Here is a 12,393-nt window from a genome sequence, read left to right on the forward strand (position 1 = left end):
GCGCATTTTCGACTTGCAAGCTTAATCCGACCGCGGCAGCGGATTGCCCCTGCCGCAGGAGACTTCGGCATGTTCAATCCCGATTCCAGGCAGATCACCGTCATCAAGTGCATCGTATTCCTGGCTTCGCTTCTGCCCCTGGCGCGACTGGTGGCCTACGGCTTCACCGACCGCCTCGGCGCCAATCCGATCGAGTTCATCACCCGCAGCACGGGCGACTGGACGCTCTATTTCCTGTGCATCACGCTGGCCGTTACGCCGCTGCGGCGCATCAGCAACTGGAACTGGCTGATCAAGTTGCGGCGCATGCTTGGCCTGTTTGCCTTCTTCTACGCCGTGCTGCATTTCACGACGTTTCTTTGGTTCGATCATTTCTTCGAGATCGATGACATGCTCAGGGATGTCGTGAAGCGCCCATTCATCCTGGTCGGCTTCATAGCGTTCGTCCTGTTGATTCCGCTTGCCGTGACCAGCACCAACGGCATGGTCCGCAGGCTGGGAGGCAAGCGGTGGCAATGGCTGCACCGCCTGATCTATCTGATCGGCCCGCTGGGCATTCTTCACTACTGGTGGATGAAGGCAGGGAAGAACGATTTTGCACAACCCATTCTGTTCGGGGTCATCATTGCCATGCTGCTGCTGGCGCGGGTGTACTGGAACGTGCTCAAGCCCAGAATGCAAAAGCGCCGGACAAAGCCGGCGCCGGTATAGGACATCCGCTCACGTATTTACGGCAGCAGCGACTCCAGCGCGAACAGCTCGCTTGCCCTCTCGCGCTTGCGGATCAGATGCAGCTTGCCACCGTCAACCATGACTTCCGCCGCGCGGCCGCGGGTATTGTAATTGGATGACATCGTCATGCCATAAGCGCCCGCGGACATGATCGCCAGCAAGTCTCCCTGCTCGATGGCCAGCGCGCGCTCGCGCGCCAGCCAGTCGCCGGATTCGCAAACCGGGCCGACCACATCATAGGTCCTGGGCTCGGATGACCGCTGGGTCACGGCTTGCACGCCATGCCATGCTTCGTACATCGCAGGGCGCATCAGGTCGTTCATCGCCGCATTGACGATGGCAAAGTTCTTCGCTTCCCCATGCTTCAGGTATTCCACCTGCGTCAGCAGCACGCCGGCATTGCCCACGATGGAACGTCCGGGTTCGAACAGCACCTGGATGGGGGCGCCCTGGTAACGGCGCTGGCGCCACTCATCGACTTTCCGGAACAGCCGGCCGAGGTAATCGCCGACGGCAACCGGCTGGTCATTGTTGTAGTTGATGCCAATGCCGCCGCCGATGTCGAGGTGGTGCACATGGATGCCTTCTTCCGTCAGCTGATCGACCAGCTCGGTGAGACGGTCGAAGGCTTCCAGCAGCGGCGCATCATCCAGCAGCTGCGAGCCGATGTGGCAATCAATGCCTACGACGCGGATGTGGGGCATCTTTGCCGCCCTGCGATAGGTTGCCAGCGCCTCGTCATAGGCGATGCCAAACTTGTTTTCCTTCAACCCAGTGGAGATGTAGGGGTGTGTCTTGGCATCGACGTTGGGGTTGACCCGCAGCGAAACCGGAGCCTGCTTTCCCATTTCGCCGGCAACCTCATTCAACCGCTCCAGTTCCGCGGTGGACTCTACGTTGAAGCAGAGGATGCCGTGCGACAGCGCAAGCCGCATTTCATCCGGGGTTTTGCCCACGCCGGAAAAAATCACCTTGCGCGGATCACCTCCCGCTGCAATCACCCGCAGCAGTTCGCCGCCGGACACGATGTCGAAGCCTGAGCCCATCCGGGTGAGCAGGTTCAGCACCGCCAGGTTGGAATTCGACTTGACCGAATAGCACACCAGTGCTGTTGAATCGTCGCGGCCATTGACCTTGCAGGCTTGCGCATACGCCGAGAAATTGTCGACCAGTGCGGCCTTTGAATAGACGTAGGTCGGACTGCCGAACTGTTCGGCGATTGTGGTCAACGGAGTATTTTCGACGTGCAGCACGCCGTTCTGGTAGGCAAAGTAGGACATGGAAGGATACGGCTTACTGGGAAGTGGAGGGCAATACCGGTACAGTGGGCGGCGCGGGCAGGACGGGCGCCGGCTGCGCAGGTTTACCCGGCAGAAACAGCGGTCCTTTCTGGCCGCAAGCGGCAAGAAGACAGGCCAGCGCGGCGGTCAGGAAAAAATGGAAGGCGGACTTCACGATTAGAATCATGGTTTGGAAATATTCATTGGAGTGTAGCATGACAGAAACCGAATTCCTGGCATTGGCCGAACGCACGCTGGCCCGTATTGAAACCGCGTTCGAAAACGCCGTGAATGATACGGATCTTGATATCGAATGCAGCCGCAGCGGCAATGTACTCGAGGTGGAGTTTGTCGACAATGGATCGAAAGTCATCATCAACAGCCAGGCGGCCATGCATGAAATCTGGGTGGCGGCGCGATCGGGCGGGTTTCACTATCGTTATGAAGACGGCAAGTGGATCAACACGCGCGACAAGACGGAACTGTTCGATGCCTTGTCCGGCATTGCCAGCGAACAGAGCGGCCTTCCGCTGCAATTGAGCGCCTGAAGCTGCAAGGGCCTTTACTGACACCTGGACCGGATAGCGGATGAGCGTACGGCCGTCTCGGCCTGCCTTGGGCGCAAGGGCGCGTTGTTGGTCGCTGGCGTGGCCCGCCACACGGCGCTCTTCCGGCCTTGCCCTGCACATCCCAAGGCAAACAAACCGATTCTTCCTTTCACGCACCCGCAATGCGCTTTAGAGCGCTTTCGGTGTGACTGTACTGACGATGGCGGAACATTTGCCCACAGTACTGCGTTGTGTGGGGACGCCGAGTCCTCCTTGCCATGGTCCGGGGGCGCCGAGCCCGCCATGTCGCGTCACCACGCCTTGTCCTGCGCTCAAATCTTCTCGGCCTCGCCTAGTCCAGTCAAGCCGAAAGCGCTCTAGAAAATGAAAAAGCCGAAGCGCAATGCTTCGGCTTTTTATCTGTTATCGGAAGTGCGTGATCAGAACAGTTCGTTCTTCACTTCATCCTTGGGCTTTTCCTCTTCCTCCGCCGGCTTGTCGCTCAAGCCAAGGCTGCGCACGCCCATTCCCGGCGGATTCTCCGCATAGTAATAGTCGTTTGCCACCTGGATCACACCTTCCGGCATCGGTTTTTCTTCCACCGGCACATCCTTGAGCGCCTTTTGCATGTAGTTGATCCAGATCGGCAGAGCCAGTCCGCCCCCGGTCTCCTTGTTGCCCAGGTTCTTGGGCTGATCGAAGCCGATCCATGCAACCCCGACGATCTTGGGATGATAGCCGGCAAACCAGGCATCGAAGGAATCATTGGTGGTGCCCGTCTTGCCGGCGATGTCCGGCCGCTTCAGGGTAAGTGCGCGCGTGGCGGTGCCGAACTTGACGACATCCTTGAGCATGCTGTCCATCAGGAAGGCATTGCGTTCGTCGATCACCCGGTTCGCATCGTTGCCGGCCCGGTCGGGAGCGACTTGCGAAAGCACGCGGCCGCTGTTGTCGGTGATGCGTGCAATGATATACGGACTGACGCGGTAGCCGCCGTTGGCGAACACCGCATAGGCCCCCGCCATCTGCAATGGCGTCACCGCGCCCGCGCCGAGCGCCAATGTCAGGTAGGGCGGATTCTTTTCGGCTTCGAAGCCGAAACGGGTCGCATATTCCTGGCCATACTTTGCGCCGATCTTGTGGAGAATGCGGATCGAAATCATGTTCTTCGATTTCGTCAGGCCCTTGCGCATCGTCATCGGACCTTCATACTTGCCGTCGTAGTTCTTCGGCTCCCATGCCTGGCCGCCGGTCTGCCCGGCGTCGAAGACGATGGGCGCGTCGTTGATCATCGTGGCCGGCGACAGGCCCTTCTCCAGAGACGCCGAATAGATGAAAGGCTTGAATGAGGAGCCCGGCTGGCGCCATGCCTGGGTTACGTGGTTGAACTTGTTGCGGTTGAAATCGAAGCCGCCGATCAGGGCGCGGATCGCGCCGTCTTCGGTATTGGCAGCGACAAAGGCGGATTCGACTTCCGGCATCTGGGTGATGCTCCAGACCTTGTTTTCCTGCGTCACGCGGATGATGGCGCCGCGCTTGACACGCTTGTTGGGCGGCGCCTTGTCGCTCAGGAGATGCGTCGCGAAGCTGAGCCCCGGTCCGCTGATCTCGATTTCCTCGCCGGAGGACAGCATGGCCTTCACCAGCTTCGGCGAGGCTTCCAGCACGACCGCAGCCACGATGTCGTCGCTGTCGGGATGCTCGGCGAGTTCGACCTCGATGGCGTCTTCCGCCTCTTCCTTGGCAGCCGGAATCTCCATGTAGCCTTCCGGTCCGCGGTAGCCATGCCGCTTTTCATAGTCCATCACGCCGCGGCGCAGCGCCAGATAGGCTGCATCCTGATCGGCCTTGGTGATGGTGGTGTAGACATTCAGGCCGCGTGTATAGGTCTCTTCCTTGAACTGCTCATATACCAGCTGGCGCGTCATTTCCGCCACGTACTCGGCATGGATGCCGAACTCGCTGCTGGAAGTCTTGACCTTGAGTACCTGATCCTTGGCCGTTTCATAATCGTCCTGCGAGATATAGCCGAGCTGCAGCATGCGTTGCAGGATGTACTGCTGGCGGATGCGCGCACGTTTCGGATTGGCCACAGGATTGTATGCGGAAGGCGCCTTTGGCAAGCCGGCCAGCATCGCAGCTTCGGCAATGGTGATGTCGGACAGCTTCTTGCCGTAATAGATCTGCGCGGCTGCGGAAAAGCCGTAAGCGCGCTGACCCAGATAAATCTGGTTCATGTAGACCTCAAGGATCTGATCCTTGGACAAGTTCTGCTCGATCTTCCATGCCAGCAGGATTTCATAGATCTTGCGCTTGAAGGTCTGTTCGCTCGACAGGAAGAAGTTGCGGGCCACCTGCTGCGTGATGGTGGAGGCGCCTTGCCTGGAGCTGCTGGTCAGATTGTGCAGCGTCGCGCGGGCGATGCCGAGATAGTCAACGCCGCCGTGATCGAAGAAGCGATCATCCTCGATCGCAAGAACCGCCTTCTTCATGATGTCCGGCACATCATTGATGCGTACCAGCGTGCGCCGCTCTTCGCCGAATTCGCCGATCAGCACATTGTCGGCGGAGAAGATGCGCAGGGGGATCTTGGGACGGTAATCCGTGATGGCTTCCAGCGACGGCAGGTTGGGATACGCCATCGACAATGCGAAGCCGACGATCAGTACACCGACCACCAACAGGCCGAGCATGCCTGCGAACAGCTTGAGCGTCAGGCGAAGAAGGAAATGGTTGTTGCCCTTGGGCGGTGTGTTGGAGGTGCCGCCTGCGGCATTTGATCGGGACATGCGGAAAAGAGACAAAAGTGGACCGTCAGATTATAGCTGTGGGCAACCGGAACGGATATTAGTAAAATTTCAATTGTTTTTTCAGGAAATGTTATCCTGATCGGCCGCTGAACAACTACCGAGTGGGCAAATGGCAACGGTTTTGTGAGTTACTCCATGGAAATTACTTTACACTTCGCAAGCCTTATTGCTAGGATTTAATGTAACGTTGGATGTTTATCACCTAAATATAGGTTTTTAAACGGTTTTTTCAAACATTACACCGCATTTCGCTGCTTCGACACCCAAGTAAGTGGTGCGTTCACGCAATAAACCACATTTTCGGGGAGAAAGACCCTTGGCCATTGATCTCGGACTCTTGCTTGGTAACAAAAATCCACCGCTGGTCGGACTGGATATCAGTACTTCCGGCGTAAAACTCGTCGAATTGTCGGATGCGGGCAAGAATGAGTATCGCCTGGAGCGTTTTGCCAGCGAACCGCTGCCACGCGGCGCTGTTGTCGACGGCAATATTGAAAATATTGAGCAGGTCTCCGAAGCTGTGCGCCGGGTGTGGAAGAAGAGCGGCACTCGCGCCCGCCACGTCGCTCTCGGCATGCCGCCGGCTGCCGTCATTACCAAGAAAATCATCCTGCCAGCCGGGTTATCCGAAGATGAACTCGAGGTTCAGGTCGAGAGCGAGGCCAATCAGTATATTCCCTTCGCGCTTGAGGAAGTGAGCCTGGATTTCGATGTGATCGGTCCGGCACAGAATGCGCCGGAAGACGTGGATGTCCTGATTGCGGCAACCCGCAAGGAAAAGGTGGAGGACCGCGTTGCGGTCGCCGAAGCCGCAGGCCTGAAGCCGCTCGTCATGGATATCGAATCCTATGCGGCAAGGGCGGCGCTCGATCGCGTTACCGCGCAGTTGCCCAAGGGCGGACAGGGACAGATCGTCGCGCTGTTCCAGCTGGGCGCGCAGGTAACCCATGTATCGGTCCTTCAGGACGGGCAGACCATCTATGAGCGGGAGCAGCCTTTCGGCGGCAACCAGCTTACGCAGGATATCGTACGTGCTTACGGCCTGTCGTTCGATGAGGCCGAATCGAAAAAGCGGGCCGGCGATCTGCCTGAAGGTTATGAGCGCGAACTGCTTGAGCCCTTCATGGAGAACGCCGCACTCGAAATCACCCGCGCCATCCAGTTTTTCTTCACCTCCACGCCTTACACGCATATCGACCAGCTCTTTCTCGCCGGCGGATGCGCAATCATTTCCGGCCTCGTCGAACTCGTCGCCGAGCGCACGAAGATATCGAGCTCCGTGGTCAGCCCGTTCAAGGGGATGCAGCTTGCGGGCAATGTACGCGAAAAACAGCTGCGAGCCGAAGCACCCTCCTATCTGGTGGCGTGCGGACTCGCGATGCGGAGATTCGACTGATGATCAAGATCAATCTGCTTCCTCATCGAGAGGAAAAGCGCAAGCAGCGCAAGGCCGCTTTCGTGCGCATGCTGGCGCTCTCGGCCGTCATGGGCGGCGCCATGGTGGTTGCCGCGGGCGGTTTCATCGCCGCTCAAATCGCCAACCAGACCCAGCGCAACGATTTCATCAAGGCTGAAAACACCAAGCTCGATGGCCAGATCAAGGAAATCAAGACCCTCAAGGAAGAGATCGAAGCCCTCAAGGCCCGTCAGCAGGCCGTCGAGGACTTGCAAAGCGATCGCAACCAGCCGGTCTACCTGATGGACGAACTTGCGAAGCAGGTGCCTGAAGGCATCTACCTCCGCTCTTTCAAGGAAGAAAACCAGCGCGTGGTCCTGATGGGTTACGCACAGTCCAATGAGCGCGTATCCGAACTGCTGCGCAATCTCGGCAACAACTCGCCGTGGCTGGAGCGTCCCGACCTGATCGAAATCCGCCTGGCCAGCCTCGGCCAGGGCAAGGATGCGAAAAAGGTGTACGACTTCACCGTCAATGTCGGCATCAAGCGTCCCCGCGACAAGGATGCCGCCAATGGCGCAGCCAGCAACGCGGCCGCTGCGGACGGCGCGGCGATCAAGAAGTCCTGACGGGATAGAGCAATGACAGATCTGAAAAAAATGGCAGACTCGGTCGCGGCGCAATTCCGCGGCCTCGACGGCAGGCATCCGGGGCAATGGCCACTCATTCCCCGGCTGATGTGCGGCTTCGGCGCCATCGTTGCGGTCGGCATTCTCGGCTGGTTCCTCTACCTCAGCGGGCAGCTTGATGAACTGACGCGCGGCGAGGAGGAGGAAGTCCGCCTGCGCGAGGAGTACACCGTCAAGATACGGCAGGCAATCAATCTCGAGAGCCTGCGCAAGCAGAAGGCGCAGGTCGGCGAATATGTGGCCACGCTGGAAAAGCAGTTGCCGAGCAAGGCCGAGATGGATGCGCTGCTTTCCGATATCAATCAGGCCGGGCTGGGGCGGGGGTTGCAGTTCGAACTCTTCAAGCCGGGACAGGTGCTGGTCAAGGACTATTACGCCGAGCTGCCCATCGATATCAAGGTGGTCGGCAATTACCATGACGTTGGAGCCTTCACCAGCGACATCGCCAACCTGCCGCGGATCGTCACGCTCAACAAGATGAGCCTGGTCGCCGGCAAGGACGGTTCGCTGACGCTGGAGGCGGTGGCCAAGACCTTCCGCTATCTCGACAGGGAAGAAATCGATGCGCAGCGCAAGGCCGCTGCGGAGAAGAAGGCGAAGGGGGCGAAGAAATGAGATTGAAACGCTGTCTTGCCAAGGGAAGCTCCTTCCTGCCGCTGGCGATGCTGGCCATGCTGGCCGGCTGCGGCGACGGCGGGGTGCAGGAAGTCAAGGCATGGATGGATGAGGCGCGCAGGCAGGCGCCGGTCTCCGTGCAGAAGATTTCTCCGCCGAAGACTTTCACGCCCTTCGTCTACGCATCGAAGAATGAAGTGGATCCTTACAGCCCTGCGAAACTGTCGGCGGCGCTTGCCAAGCTCCAGGCCAATGCCAACGGCGCGATCAAGCCCGACCTCGACCGGCGCAAGGATCCGCTGGAGAACTACCCGCTCGACACGATCACGATGGTCGGAACGCTGCAGAAGCCCGGCCTGAACTATGCGTTGCTGCAGGTGGACAAGTCGGTCTTTCAAGTCAAGGTCGGCAATTACATCGGTCAGAACTACGGCATGATCACGAAGATCGGCGAGACCGAGGTGGAATTGAAGGAAATCGTACGCGACGCCGCCGGTGAGTGGACCGAGCGCAAAGCCAAGCTAGAGTTGCAGGAGAATAAAAAATGAAGCCAGTGCAAAACCAACGCGACAGGCTTGGAGCCGTCGCCCGCAAGACGATGCGGCAATGTGCGATATTGCTTCTCGCTATCCAGGCCGGCTTCGCGTTCGCCCAGGAAAACGCGATTGAATCGATTCATGCCAACCAGCAGGGATCGAACATCATCGTCAAGGTGAAGATGAAGAATCCCCTCGCCAAGCCGCCGATCGGATTTTCCATCACCAGCCCTGCGCGCATTGCGCTGGACTTCGCAGGCACCGCCAACGGCACCGGAAAATCGGTGCAGGATATCGGCATGGGAGATGTTCGCAACGTCAACCTGGTGCAAGCCGGTGAGCGTTCCCGCCTGGTATTCAACCTGCTGCGTCCGCTCAACTATGCCACTTCTGTCGATGGCAACACGGTCGTCGTGACGATCGACAGCTCGGGCGGACTCGCCACACCGGTTTCAGCATCGGGCTTGCCCGTCCCGCGTCCCGCGGTTGCAGGCAAGCAGGCGATCAAGGATGTCGACTTCCGCCGCGGCGCCAATGGCGAAGGCCGCATCGTGATCGATCTGCCGCCCAACCAGGTCGGTGTCGACGTTCGCCAGCAGGGGCAGTCCATCGTCATCGATTTCCAGAAGGCCGTCCTCCCTGATGCGCTGCGGCGCCGTCTCGACGTGGCCGACTTCGGCACACCGGTCCAGACCATCACTACTACGCCGCAGGGCGAAAACGTACGCATGGTCATCGAGCCCAAGGGACTATGGGAGCATAGCGCCTATCAGAGCGACACCCAGCTCGTGGTCGAGGTCAAGCCGATCAAGGAAGATCCGAACAAGCTGGTCCAGGGCACGCAGGGATATCGCGGCGAGCGGCTGTCCCTCAATTTCCAGAATGTCGAAGTACGCGCGGTGCTGCAGGTGATCGCCGATTTCACCGGACTCAACATCATTACCAGCGACACCGTCAGCGGCAACCTGACCCTGCGCCTCAAGGATGTGCCCTGGGACCAGGCCCTCGATATCGTGATGCAGGCCAAGGGCCTCGACATGCGCAAGAACGGCACGGTGCTGTGGATTGCGCCGAAGGATGAATTGCTGACCAAGGAGAAGCTCGAGCTCGAGCAGAAGGCGCAGATCGCCGAACTCGAACCCCTGAAGACGGAAACCTTCCAGCTCAACTATCAGAAGGCTGAAGCCTTCAAGCAGGTCTTCGGCATCGATAATGCAGGCGCCGGTGGCAGCGGCGGCGACAGCAAGAATCGCATCCTGTCCAAGCGCGGCAGCGCCGTGATCGATCCCCGCACCAACCAGCTGTTCGTGACCGATATCAGCTCCAAGCTCGAGGAAGTGCGCAAGCTGGTGCAGAAAACCGATGTCGCCTCGAAGCAGGTGCTGATCGAGGCAAGGATCGTCGAAGCCGATGACAAGTTCAGCCGCAACCTCGGCGCCAAGCTCGGCTTCTCCGACCTGCGCGGCGTCCGCGGCGGCGATGTCGGCTACAGCCTTGGCGGCAGCACGCGCGGGGCCCTCACCGGCAATTACCAGGGCGTGGGCGAACAGACGGGGCAGGCGGTCATCACCGACCAGAGCTACATTCCCAATACCCAGTTCGTCAATCTGCCTGCGGCCAACATCAATGGCGTCAACCCCGGCAGTCTGGCGATCAGCCTGTTTTCCGCGGCGGCCAACCGCTTCCTCAACCTCGAATTGTCGGCACTCGAAGCCGATGGCAAGGGCAAGATCATCTCCAGTCCCCGCGTCGTGACGGCCGATCAGCTCAAGGCATTGATCGAGCAGGGTACCGAACTGCCGTATCAGGTGGCCACATCGAGCGGCGCGACGTCGATCGCGTTCCGCAAGGCCAATCTCAAGCTGGAGGTCACGCCGCAGATCACGCCGGACGGCAACGTCATCCTCGACGTTGACGTGAACAAGGACAGCGTCGGCGTCGAAACGCGAGCCGGCTACGCCATCGATACCAAGCACGTCAAGACGCAAGTCCTGGTCGAGAACGGCGGCACGGTCGTACTGGGGGGAATTTTCCAGCAGGTCGAACGCACCACCGACACCAAGGTGCCGCTGTTCGGGGACATTCCGGTTGTCGGCAACCTCTTCAAGAGTACCGCGCGTACCAACGACAAGACAGAACTACTCATCTTCATCACGCCGAAGATCGTCGCAGAACGCGTCTCGGCACGTTAATCCACAAACAGTACAGGGAAGAACATGGGATCCTTTTTCAAGAACAAAATAGGCCGGTATCTGGCGCCTGCCGTGTATGGCATGTGCGCAGCCTTGCTGGTCGCCTGCGGAGGCGGAGGCGGCTCGGCTGGCAATACGAGCTTTGGCGGCGGTGCTGGCAACGGTTCCGGCAGCGGCACGGGTTCCACCCCCACAGCCGGCAAGATCACGCTGGTGCTTGCCGACGCGGCTGGCGCACCGAGTACTCTCGTTACTGGCTCCAATGCATTGATTGTCAAGGCAACCGTGACCAACGGCACCGGCGTACCGGTCAAGAATACCGTAGTCACCTTCGCCATCGAAGGCGATCTCGCGGTGCTGTCGCCGGCGTCCGGAACGGCGCTGACCGACGACAGTGGCGTGGCTCAGGTCAGCGTGAAATCCGCAGGCAAGGGCAGCGGTGCCACCAATGTGAGCGCCAAGGCGATCGTCGGCGGAACAACGGAAGTCACGGGCAAGACTGCCTTCTCGATTGGTGCGGCAGCCACCGCAACGCCCATCGCGATGGATTTCGTGTCCGCCGTTCCGAATGACAAATCCATCGTCATCAAGGGGGCCGGCGGCAACGGCCGTACCGAAGTGGCCCTGTTGACCTTCCGCGTGGTGGACGCATCCGGCAGCGGCGTCGCGAACGTGCCCGTCAGGTTCACGACCCAGACTTCCAGCCCGGTGACGCTGGCGTCCAGCTTCGGTACCACGGATTCGAACGGCAACGTCACTGTTGCAGTCAGTTCCGGCACGCAGCCGACCACCGTTACCGTGCTGGCAACCGTACAGGGCACGTCCATCAGCAAGATTTCCGACACGGTGACCGTCACTACCGGCCAGCCGGTTCAGACAGCCTTCTCGCTGGCGGCGGAAAAATTCTTCGTCGAAGGCATGAACTTTGACAATGTGACCAACAAGATCACTGCACTGCTGGCAGACAGCAACGGCGGCGCAGTGGCCGACGGCACGCAAGTCGTGTTCACGACCGATGGCGGCGCAATCGTCGGCGACCGCGGCGCAAGCTGCCTGACCGTCAAGGGCGAGTGCAGCGTGACCTGGCGCAGCCAGAACCCGCGCCCGGCCAGCGGTCTCGTCACCGTAACGGCAATCGCCACCAATGCCACCGGCGTCCTCTCCGCAAGCCGCAGCTTCATCATGAGCAGTTCGTTCGCATCAATCAGGGTGATTTCCCCGGCTGTCGTTCCCGCAGCCGATGGTTCCTCGGTCAGCTTCGACTTCGGCAGCAGTTGCGCTCCGGTCAGCATGGTGGTTGAGATCAGCGATGATCTGAGCAATCCTGCACCCGAAGGCACAACGGTTGCCGCAGCCAACCCGACTAATGCTACAGTAACCGTTGCCCCGGATGCAGTGAGATACGATGGCCGTAGTCTGGTAGGCGGATCAGGCGGCACACGGCATACTGTGTCTGTCACGCCGACTGGCTGCACAGGTACCGGCACCCAGAAAACCGGTGCATTCGACCTGTCCACGAAGACCCCGCTGCAAGTGCCGTCCTACCTGCGTGTAAAATTTACTTATATGGGTTCATAGAGGTGTAAAACATTATG

Annotated in this window: 11 protein-coding genes; 8 read left to right on the top strand and 3 right to left on the bottom strand. The window is 59.5% G+C overall.

The features are described 5' to 3' along the window. Nucleotides 1-69: 69 nt before the first annotated feature. Nucleotides 70-711 (top strand): protein-methionine-sulfoxide reductase heme-binding subunit MsrQ, encoded by a 642-nt coding sequence (locus FH061_RS03000; protein ID WP_151632746.1) that lies wholly within the window; start codon nt 70-72, stop codon nt 709-711. A gap of 17 nt (nt 712-728) precedes the next feature. Here the strand turns inward: FH061_RS03000 and lysA are convergent, their stop codons facing one another. Continuing rightward, nucleotides 729-2,012 (bottom strand): diaminopimelate decarboxylase, encoded by a 1,284-nt coding sequence (gene lysA / locus FH061_RS03005; protein WP_151632748.1) that lies wholly within the window; start codon nt 2,010-2,012, stop codon nt 729-731. Between the two features lie 13 nt (nt 2,013-2,025). After that, on the bottom strand, nt 2,026-2,229 hold the full coding sequence (gene lptM / locus FH061_RS31725) for an LPS translocon maturation chaperone LptM (RefSeq protein ID WP_404822411.1): 204 nt from the start codon (nt 2,227-2,229) through the stop codon (nt 2,026-2,028). On the opposite strand from lptM, the gene cyaY reads away from it, so the two are divergent. After that, nucleotides 2,228-2,560, top strand: a complete 333-nt coding sequence (gene cyaY / locus FH061_RS03015) for an iron donor protein CyaY (RefSeq protein ID WP_151632752.1) — start codon at nt 2,228-2,230, stop codon at nt 2,558-2,560. The two genes, lptM and cyaY, sit on opposite strands and share 2 nt — an antisense overlap. 440 nt (nt 2,561-3,000) lie before the next feature. Here cyaY and FH061_RS03020 read toward each other — a convergent pair whose 3' ends face one another. Continuing rightward, the gene (locus tag FH061_RS03020; RefSeq protein ID WP_151632754.1) at nt 3,001-5,349 is read right to left on the bottom strand and encodes a penicillin-binding protein 1A; all 2,349 of its coding nucleotides are present in this window, start codon (nt 5,347-5,349) and stop codon (nt 3,001-3,003) included. A 337-nt stretch (nt 5,350-5,686) separates the two neighbouring features. Here FH061_RS03020 and FH061_RS03025 point away from each other — a divergent pair, with 337 nt between their 5' ends. From FH061_RS03025 to FH061_RS03050, 6 genes are read left to right on the top strand one after another with little or no spacing between them, the layout of a single operon-like run. Further along, nucleotides 5,687-6,766, top strand: coding sequence for a pilus assembly protein PilM (locus tag FH061_RS03025; protein ID WP_151632756.1), 1,080 nt, complete (start codon nt 5,687-5,689; stop codon nt 6,764-6,766). Next, nucleotides 6,766-7,395 (top strand): PilN domain-containing protein, encoded by a 630-nt coding sequence (locus tag FH061_RS03030; protein ID WP_151632758.1) that lies wholly within the window; start codon nt 6,766-6,768, stop codon nt 7,393-7,395. The genes FH061_RS03025 and FH061_RS03030 overlap by 1 nt, the downstream gene beginning before the upstream one ends. A gap of 12 nt (nt 7,396-7,407) precedes the next feature. Beyond that, nucleotides 7,408-8,070 (top strand): type IV pilus inner membrane component PilO, encoded by a 663-nt coding sequence (gene pilO / locus FH061_RS03035; RefSeq protein ID WP_151632760.1) that lies wholly within the window; start codon nt 7,408-7,410, stop codon nt 8,068-8,070. Then, the gene (locus FH061_RS03040) at nt 8,067-8,618 is read left to right on the top strand and encodes a pilus assembly protein PilP (protein WP_151632762.1); all 552 of its coding nucleotides are present in this window, start codon (nt 8,067-8,069) and stop codon (nt 8,616-8,618) included. The genes pilO and FH061_RS03040 overlap by 4 nt, the downstream gene beginning before the upstream one ends. Then, complete coding sequence (gene pilQ, locus FH061_RS03045) at nt 8,615-10,798, top strand: type IV pilus secretin PilQ (RefSeq protein ID WP_151632764.1); 2,184 nt, start codon at nt 8,615-8,617, stop codon at nt 10,796-10,798. Before FH061_RS03040 ends, pilQ begins: the two co-directional genes overlap by 4 nt. Nucleotides 10,799-10,822: 24 nt before the next feature. Continuing rightward, nucleotides 10,823-12,376: an Ig-like domain-containing protein gene (locus tag FH061_RS03050; RefSeq protein ID WP_151632766.1), complete on the top strand. Its 1,554-nt coding sequence runs from the start codon at nt 10,823-10,825 to the stop codon at nt 12,374-12,376. Nucleotides 12,377-12,393 lie beyond the last annotated feature (17 nt).

The organism is Noviherbaspirillum aerium, assembly GCF_008929045.1.
Classification (GTDB): domain Bacteria; phylum Pseudomonadota; class Gammaproteobacteria; order Burkholderiales; family Burkholderiaceae_D; genus Noviherbaspirillum; species Noviherbaspirillum aerium.

Coding starts and splice junctions, on each gene's coding strand:
- FH061_RS03000 (WP_151632746.1), top strand. CDS start 70: ATGTTCAATCCCGATTCCAGGCAGATCACCGTCATCAAGTGCATCGTA.
- lysA (WP_151632748.1), bottom strand. CDS start 2,012: ATGTCCTACTTTGCCTACCAGAACGGCGTGCTGCACGTCGAAAATACT.
- cyaY (WP_151632752.1), top strand. CDS start 2,228: ATGACAGAAACCGAATTCCTGGCATTGGCCGAACGCACGCTGGCCCGT.
- lptM (WP_404822411.1), bottom strand. CDS start 2,229: ATGCTACACTCCAATGAATATTTCCAAACCATGATTCTAATCGTGAAG.
- FH061_RS03020 (WP_151632754.1), bottom strand. CDS start 5,349: ATGTCCCGATCAAATGCCGCAGGCGGCACCTCCAACACACCGCCCAAG.
- FH061_RS03030 (WP_151632758.1), top strand. CDS start 6,766: ATGATCAAGATCAATCTGCTTCCTCATCGAGAGGAAAAGCGCAAGCAG.
- pilO (WP_151632760.1), top strand. CDS start 7,408: ATGACAGATCTGAAAAAAATGGCAGACTCGGTCGCGGCGCAATTCCGC.
- FH061_RS03040 (WP_151632762.1), top strand. CDS start 8,067: ATGAGATTGAAACGCTGTCTTGCCAAGGGAAGCTCCTTCCTGCCGCTG.
- pilQ (WP_151632764.1), top strand. CDS start 8,615: ATGAAGCCAGTGCAAAACCAACGCGACAGGCTTGGAGCCGTCGCCCGC.
- FH061_RS03050 (WP_151632766.1), top strand. CDS start 10,823: ATGGGATCCTTTTTCAAGAACAAAATAGGCCGGTATCTGGCGCCTGCC.